Annotated in this window: 6 protein-coding genes; all 6 read left to right on the top strand. The window is 64.8% G+C overall.

Annotated elements, in window-relative coordinates:
• Positions 1 to 185: 185 nt before the first annotated feature.
• Positions 186 to 1,850, top strand: a complete 1,665-nt coding sequence (locus tag J8I82_RS24555; RefSeq protein ID WP_209761459.1) for a GMC family oxidoreductase — start codon at positions 186 to 188, stop codon at positions 1,848 to 1,850.
• A 367-nt stretch (positions 1,851 to 2,217) separates the two neighbouring features.
• On the top strand, positions 2,218 to 2,994 hold the full coding sequence (locus J8I82_RS24550) for an ABC transporter ATP-binding protein (RefSeq protein ID WP_209761448.1): 777 nt from the start codon (positions 2,218 to 2,220) through the stop codon (positions 2,992 to 2,994).
• Between the two features lie 16 nt (positions 2,995 to 3,010).
• Complete coding sequence (locus J8I82_RS24545) at positions 3,011 to 3,739, top strand: ABC transporter ATP-binding protein (RefSeq protein WP_209761447.1); 729 nt, start codon at positions 3,011 to 3,013, stop codon at positions 3,737 to 3,739.
• Positions 3,740 to 3,827: 88 nt separating this feature from the next.
• A complete protein-coding gene (locus J8I82_RS24540) occupies positions 3,828 to 5,036 on the top strand; it encodes an ABC transporter substrate-binding protein (RefSeq protein WP_209761446.1) in 1,209 nt (402 codons plus the stop codon).
• A gap of 252 nt (positions 5,037 to 5,288) precedes the next feature.
• The gene (locus J8I82_RS24535) at positions 5,289 to 6,173 is read left to right on the top strand and encodes a branched-chain amino acid ABC transporter permease (RefSeq protein ID WP_209761445.1); all 885 of its coding nucleotides are present in this window, start codon (positions 5,289 to 5,291) and stop codon (positions 6,171 to 6,173) included.
• Positions 6,173 to 7,219, top strand: coding sequence for a branched-chain amino acid ABC transporter permease (locus J8I82_RS24530; protein WP_245180050.1), 1,047 nt, complete (start codon positions 6,173 to 6,175; stop codon positions 7,217 to 7,219). The genes J8I82_RS24535 and J8I82_RS24530 overlap by 1 nt, the downstream gene beginning before the upstream one ends.
• Positions 7,220 to 7,379: the final 160 nt, after the last annotated feature.

Below are 7,379 nucleotides of genomic sequence, written 5' to 3'. Positions count from 1 at the left end.
GGGGCGGAATTTACGATGCCGGTGGCTAAGTAGTGGGATTGGTTTGTGGGTTCTTTGCTGCGGCTGACATCTGGTAGATATTTGATATTTCCGGTTCCGCCCTGAAGGGCGGAACAGGGCGCATCCAACACCACCAGCTGCCAAGCCGTCAGACACAGAAGATAAAAATGCAAACCAAATCCGCCATGGAGACATTCGACTACATCATCGTTGGCGCCGGCTCGGCCGGCTGTGTCCTGGCAAACCGCCTGACCCAGGACCCTGACATCAACGTCCTCCTGCTGGAAGCCGGCGGCAAGGACGACTACCACTGGATCCACATCCCGGTAGGCTACCTGTATTGCATCGGCAACCCTCGCACGGACTGGCTCTACCGCACCGAAGCAGAGGCCGGCCTGAATGGCCGCTCCCTTGGCTATCCCCGCGGCCGCGTGCTGGGCGGATGCTCTTCCATCAACGGCATGATCTACATGCGCGGCCAGCGCGAAGACTACGATGACTGGGCCCGCCTGTCCGGCGACGACGGCTGGAAATGGGACAACGTGCTCCCGCTGTTCAAACGCTGCGAAGACCACCACCGCGGCCCAAGCGAATTCCATGGGGCCCACGGCGAGTGGCGCGTCGAAGGGCAGCGGCTGCGCTGGGACATTCTCGAGCGCTTTGCGGATGCGGCGGAACAAGCCGGCATCCCGCGTACCGACGACTTCAACCGGGGCGATAACTTTGGCGTCGGCTATTTCGAAGTCAACCAGCGCCGCGGCATCCGCTGGAACACCGCCAAGGCCTTCCTGCGCCGCGCGTCGGAGCGCCCGAACCTGACCATCGTCACCGGCGCGCAAGTCAGCGCGCTCACCTTCGACGGGCGCCGCTGCACCGGCGTGCAATACATCGGCGGCGGGCAGCCGCATGCTGCGGCAGCGCGGCACGAAGTCATCCTCTCCGCCGGCGCGGTCAATACGCCGCAACTGCTGGAGCTGTCCGGCATCGGCCAGCCCGAACGGCTGCGCGCACTGGGCATCGACGTACGCCATGCCTTGCCCGGCGTGGGCGAAAACCTGCAGGACCACCTGCAGCTGCGTACCGTGGTCAAGGTCAACGGCGTGCGTACGCTCAATACGCGCGCCGCCAGCCTGTGGGGCAAGCTGTGCATTGGCGTCGAGTACGCCTTCAACCAGAGCGGGCCGATGAGCATGGCGCCGTCGCAGCTGGGGGCCTTCGCGCGCTCGGATCCGTCGCAGGCGCGGCCGAACGTGGAGTACCACGTGCAGCCGCTGTCGCTGGACAAGTTCGGCGATCCGCTGCACGCGTTCAATGCCTTCACCGCCAGTGCCTGCAACCTGCGGCCGACGTCGCGCGGCAGCGTGCATGCGCGCAGCGCCGACTTCCGCGACGCGCCGGTGATCGCGCCCAACTATCTGTCGACCGACGAAGACCGGCGTGTCGCGGCCGATTCGCTGCGGCTGACGCGCCGCATCGTGGCATCGCCGGCACTGGCGCCGTACCAACCCGAGGAGTACCTGCCGGGCCCCGCATTCCAGACCGACGAGGAACTGGCCGAAGCCGCCGGCAGCATCGGCACCACGATTTTCCATCCCGTCGGCACCTGCAAGATGGGACGTGGCGACGACGGCATGGCGGTGGTCGACAATCGGCTGCGGGTGTTCGGCATCGAGGGACTGCGCGTGGTCGATGCCTCGGTGATGCCGCTGATCACCTCGGGCAATACGAACTCGCCCACCATCATGATTGCCGAGCGCGCCAGCGACATGATCCGCGAAGACCGCCGGCGCGGCGCGGGGGCGGCGGGCGTGATGGCACCGGCGCCACTGGCCGCGGCGGAAAGCGGCTGACGCTAGCGGCCAGCAGGCGGCGCAGCATGGGAAATCGGGGGCGCGAAAGCGCGCGGGCGCCAGGTGGCGTTTGCTGATCATGTGCGTCTGCAAAAAAACTGACACTTGGTTCATGTTTCATAGTGCAAACCCCGATGTTTTGCGATGCAACAGGCGCACACAATAGACGCCTCGGAGGGTGGGGGCAGCACATTGTGCTGGTCTCGTTCTCCGGCGGGAGCCGCCCCGCACAGCCATAACAAAGACACCGCAGCATGCCGCCACCACGGACGTGCCTGACGGACGCGGCACAGGGCCTACAGGCCGGTTCGGACCATCAGTCAGTGCCGGGCATCACCCGGCGTACAACGAAGGGCGGGCAGGAGACATGAACCAGCAGGAAACCATCCTGGAAACGCGGAACCTCACCAAGGAGTTCAAGGGGTTCACCGCGGTGAGCGACGTCAACCTACAGGTGCGCCGCGGCTCGATCCATGCATTGATCGGGCCCAACGGCGCGGGCAAGACCACTTGCTTCAACCTGCTCACCAAGTTCCTGGAGCCGACCACCGGCACCATCGTATTCAACGGCATCGACATCACCCGCGAGAAGCCCGCGCAGATCGCGCGCCGCGGCGTGATCCGCTCGTTCCAGATCTCGGCGGTGTTCCCGCACCTGACGGTGATGGAGAACGTGCGCATCGGGTTGCAGCGCCAGCTCGGCACCGCTTACCAGTTCTGGCGCAGCGAGCGCTCGCTCGATGTGCTCAACGACCGCGCCATGGAGCTGCTCGAGCAGGTAGGGCTGACCGAGTTCGCGCAGACGCTGACGGTGAACCTGCCGTACGGGCGCAAGCGCGCGCTGGAGATCGCCACCACGCTGGCGATGGAGCCCGAACTGATGCTGCTCGACGAGCCCACGCAGGGCATGGGCCACGAGGATGTCGACCGCGTCACGCAGCTGATCAAGAAGGTCTCCGCCGGCCGCACCATCCTGATGGTCGAGCACAACATGAGCGTGGTCTCGTCGATCGCCGACAAGATCACCGTGCTGCAGCGGGGCGCGATCCTGGCCGAGGGGCCTTACGCCGAGGTGTCGAAGGACCCGCGCGTGATGGAGGCCTACATGGGCACGGCCGAAGCCGAGCTGCAGGGCGCGCACTGAAGCGGGGGACGATACGATGAGCACGAACAACACTCCCGCACTCGAAATCAAGGGCCTGCAGGCCTGGTACGGCGAATCGCACATCCTGCACGGCGTCGACCTCACCGTGAACCGCGGCGAAGTGGTGACGCTGCTGGGCCGCAACGGCGCCGGCCGCACCACCACGCTGCGCGCGATCATGGGCCTGACCGGCGCGCGCAAGGGCTCGATCAAGGTCAACGGCAACGAGACCATCGGCTTGCCCACGCACAAGATTGCGCACTACGGCATCGGCTATTGCCCCGAAGAGCGCGCCATCTTCTCCAGCCTGTCATGCGAGGAGAACCTGCTGCTGCCGCCGCAGCTCAAGGGCAAGTCGGGCGAAAGCGCGGGCATGAGCGAGGCCGAGATCTACGACATGTTCCCCAACCTGAAGGAGCGCCGCCAGAGCCAGGGCACGCGCCTGTCGGGCGGCGAGCAGCAGATGCTGGCGGTGGCGCGCATCCTGCGCACCGGCGCCAACCTGCTGCTGCTCGATGAAATCTCGGAAGGGCTGGCGCCGGTGATCGTGCAGGCGCTGGCGCGCATGATCCGGATGCTCAAGCAGAAGGGGTACACGGTGGTGATGGTGGAGCAGAACTTCCGCTTCGCCGCGCCGCTGGCCGACCGCTTCTACGTGATGGAGCACGGCAGCATCGTCGAACGCTTCGATGCCGGCGAACTGCAGGCAAAGATGCCGGTGCTGCATGAACTGCTCGGGGTCTGATTCCGGGATCTGACCGATACCCGGATCGTTGATTGCTGTTTGGCAGGAACGGGTGGCGCATCGCCGCCGCATATCAGGAGACAAAGAGATGAAAAAGACTCGGCTCGCGGCCGCGATGGCGGCTATTGCCATGGGTGCGGTTTCGTTCGGCGCTGCCGCGCAGGTATCCGGCGACACCGTGAAGATCGGCTATATCACCGACATGTCGGGCCTGTACGCCGACATCGACGGCCCCGGCGGCCTGGAAGCCATCAAGATGGCGATCGCGGACCACGGCGGCAAGGTGCTGGGCAAGCCCATCGAGATCGTTTCCGCCGACCACCAGAACAAGGCCGACATCGCCGCCTCCAAGGCGCGCGAATGGATGGACCAGCAGGGCCTCGACATGCTGCTGGGCGGCACCAACTCGGGCACCGCGCTGGCCATGAACAAGGTCGCTTCGGAGAAGAAGCGCGTCTACATCAACATCGGTGCCGGCACCGCGCGCCTGACCAACGAAGAGTGCTCGCCGTACACGGTGCACTACGCCTATGACACGGTGGCGCTGGCCAAGGGCACTGGCAGCGCGGTGGTCAAGCAGGGCGGCAAGTCGTGGTTCTTCCTGACCGCTGACTACGCCTTCGGCCACTCGCTGGAGAGCGACACCGCCGCGGTGGTGAAGGCCAGTGGCGGCACGGTCGCGGGCCAGGTGCGCCATCCGCTGTCGGCGTCTGACTTCTCGTCGTTCCTGCTGCAGGCGCAGTCGTCCAAGGCGCAGATCCTGGGCCTGGCCAACGCCGGCGGCGACACCATCAACTCGATCAAGGCGGCCAAGGAATTCGGCATCACCAAGACGATGAAGATCGCCGGCCTGCTGATGTTCATCAATGACATCCACAGCCTGGGTCTGAAGAACACCGAAGGCCTGCTGATGACCGACAGCTGGTACTGGGACATGAACGACGACACCCGCAAGTTCGCCAGCCGTTTCTTCATCCGAAACAAGAAGATGCCAAGCAGCTTGCAGGGGGCGGATTACTCCGCAGTCAGCACCTACCTGAAGGCGGTGGAAGCGGCCAAGACCGACGATCCGGACAAGGTCATGGCCGAGCTGAAGAAGATGAAGATCAACGACTTCTACACCAAGGGCTATATCCGCCAGGACGGCCGTGGCATCCACGACATGTACCTGATGCAGGTGAAGACCGCGGCCGAGTCGAAGAAGCCGTGGGATTACCTGAAGGTGGTGGCGACCATCCCGGGCGATCAGGCGTTCACGACGGTGGCCGAGTCGAAGTGTGCGTTGATCAAGAAGTAAGACGGCAGGCTGGCTTGAGAAGTTGGCAAGCCGGCCGGTTTGCTCCCCTCTCCCGCTTGCGGGAGAGGGGCCGGGGGTGAGTGAGGGCAGGCGCCCACAGGATCGCGGCGGCACGGACGCAATGGCCGTGCAATGCAACGCAAGGCAGCGGCGATGAATCGATAGAGTTCCTGGCAACGCCCGCCCTCACCCCCAACCCCTCTCCCGCAAGCGGGAGAGGGGAGCTCACCACAGCGACAAATTGCCACCGCGATGGACATCTTCGGAATTCCCCTGCCTGCCATGCTTTCCCAGCTGTTGCTGGGGCTGGTGAACGGCGCCTTCTATGCGATGCTGAGCCTGGGCCTGGCGGTCATCTTCGGCCTGCTCAACGTCATCAATTTCGCGCACGGCGCGCTCTTCATGCTGGGTGCGGTGCTGGCCTGGATGGGCATGGAGTACGCCGGGCTCAACTACTGGATCATGCTGCTGCTGTCGCCGCTGGTCGTCGCCGCCATCGGGGTGGTGATCGAGAAGACCATGCTGCGCTGGATCTACAAGCTCGACCACATCTACGGCCTGCTGCTGACGCTGGGCATCACGCTGGTGATCGAGGGCATCTTCCGCTCGGTCTACGGCGTTTCGGGCCTGCCGTACCAGACGCCCGACGCGCTGCAAGGGGCGACCGACCTCGGCTTCATGATCCTGCCGAACTACCGCGCCTGGGTCGTGGTGGCGTCGCTGGTGGTGTGCTTTGCCACCTGGTACGTGATCGAGAAGACCAAGCTGGGCGCCTACCTGCGCGCTGGCACCGAAAATCCCAAGATGGTCGAGGCCTTCGGCGTCAACGTGCCGCTGATGGTGACGCTGACCTACGGCTTCGGTGTGGCGCTGGCTGCGTTTGCCGGGGTGCTGGCCGCGCCGGTGATCCAGATCTCGCCGCTGATGGGCCAGAACCTGATCATCATCGTGTTCGCGGTGGTGGTGATCGGCGGCATGGGCTCGATCATGGGGGCGATCCTGACCGGCCTGGGGCTGGGCGTGATCGAGGGACTGACCAAGGTGTTCTATCCTGAAGCATCGTCGACCGTGGTGTTCTTCATCATGGTGATCGTGCTGCTGCTGCGCCCGGCCGGGCTGTTCGGGAAGGAGAAGTGATGAGCGCACCAACCACATCATCGACGCAGCCCTCGGTGGCTGCCAACGCGGGCCAGGCAGGAAAGGGACAGGGCGTGCAGAAGAAACTGTTGTACGGATTGCTGCTGCTGGCGCTGATCGCCGCGCCGCTGGCGGGTGCCTATCCGGTATTCGTTCTCAAGGTTCTGTGCTTCGCGCTGTTCGCGTGCGCGTTCAACCTGCTGATCGGCTATACCGGGCTGCTGTCGTTCGGCCATGCGGCCTTCTTCGGCGGTGCCGGCTACGCGGCCGGCCATGCCATGAAGGTCTGGGGCGTGACGCCCGAGATCGGGCTGATCCTGGGAACGGCCACCGGCGCACTGATCGGCTACGTGGTCGGCTCGCTGGCGATCCGCCGCCAGGGCATCTACTTCTCGATGATCACGCTGGCGCTGGCGCAGATGCTGTTCTTTATCTGCCTGCAGGCGCCCTTTACCGGCGGCGAGGACGGGCTGCAGGGCATTCCGCGCGGCAAGCTGTTCGGCGTGCTGCCGCTGTCGGATGACCTGACGCTGTACTACGTGGCACTGGTGATCATCGTCGCGGCCTTCGCGCTGATCGTGCGCACGGTGCACTCGCCGTTCGGCCAGATCCTGAAGGCGATCAAGGAGAACGAGCCGCGGGCGATCTCGCTGGGCTACGATGTCGACCGCTTCAAGCTGACCGCCTTCGTGCTGTCGGCGGCGCTGTCGGGGCTGGCCGGCTCGATCAAGGCGCTGGTGCTGGGCTTCGAGACGCTGACCGACGTGCACTGGTCGATGTCGGGCTCGGTGATCCTGATGACGCTGGTGGGCGGCCTGGGCACCTTGTCAGGCCCGATCGTCGGCGCCTTTGTCATCGTGGCGCTGGAGAACAAGCTTGGCGACATCGGCAGCTTCCTGGCCTCGGCCACCGGCCTGCAGTGGTTCAACACCCTGGGCGAGTCGGTGACGATGGTGACCGGCGTGATCTTCGTGATCTGCGTGCTGACCTTCCGCCGTGGCATCATGGGCGAACTGCTGGCCCGGTTCGGCCGCAAGCACGAGTGATCGTGGGGCGACATTCCCGATTCTGGGGCTAGGGTTTTTTCTAGCTTGTCCTCGGTGCACCGCTTCGTTACATTCCATATACGGTTTTCGCAGGTTAAATGGAGGCGGAAGCGAGGAGACGACAGGCGCGCACCCGGTGTCGGGTAGCAGCGTTATAAAA

Origin of the sequence: Cupriavidus consociatus (assembly GCF_017814975.1) — a bacterium.
In the GTDB taxonomy this organism is placed as follows: Bacteria; Pseudomonadota; Gammaproteobacteria; order Burkholderiales; family Burkholderiaceae; genus Cupriavidus; species Cupriavidus consociatus.
Note: the sequence above shows the minus strand (reverse complement) of the source record. Positions and strands in the feature narration are given on the sequence as shown.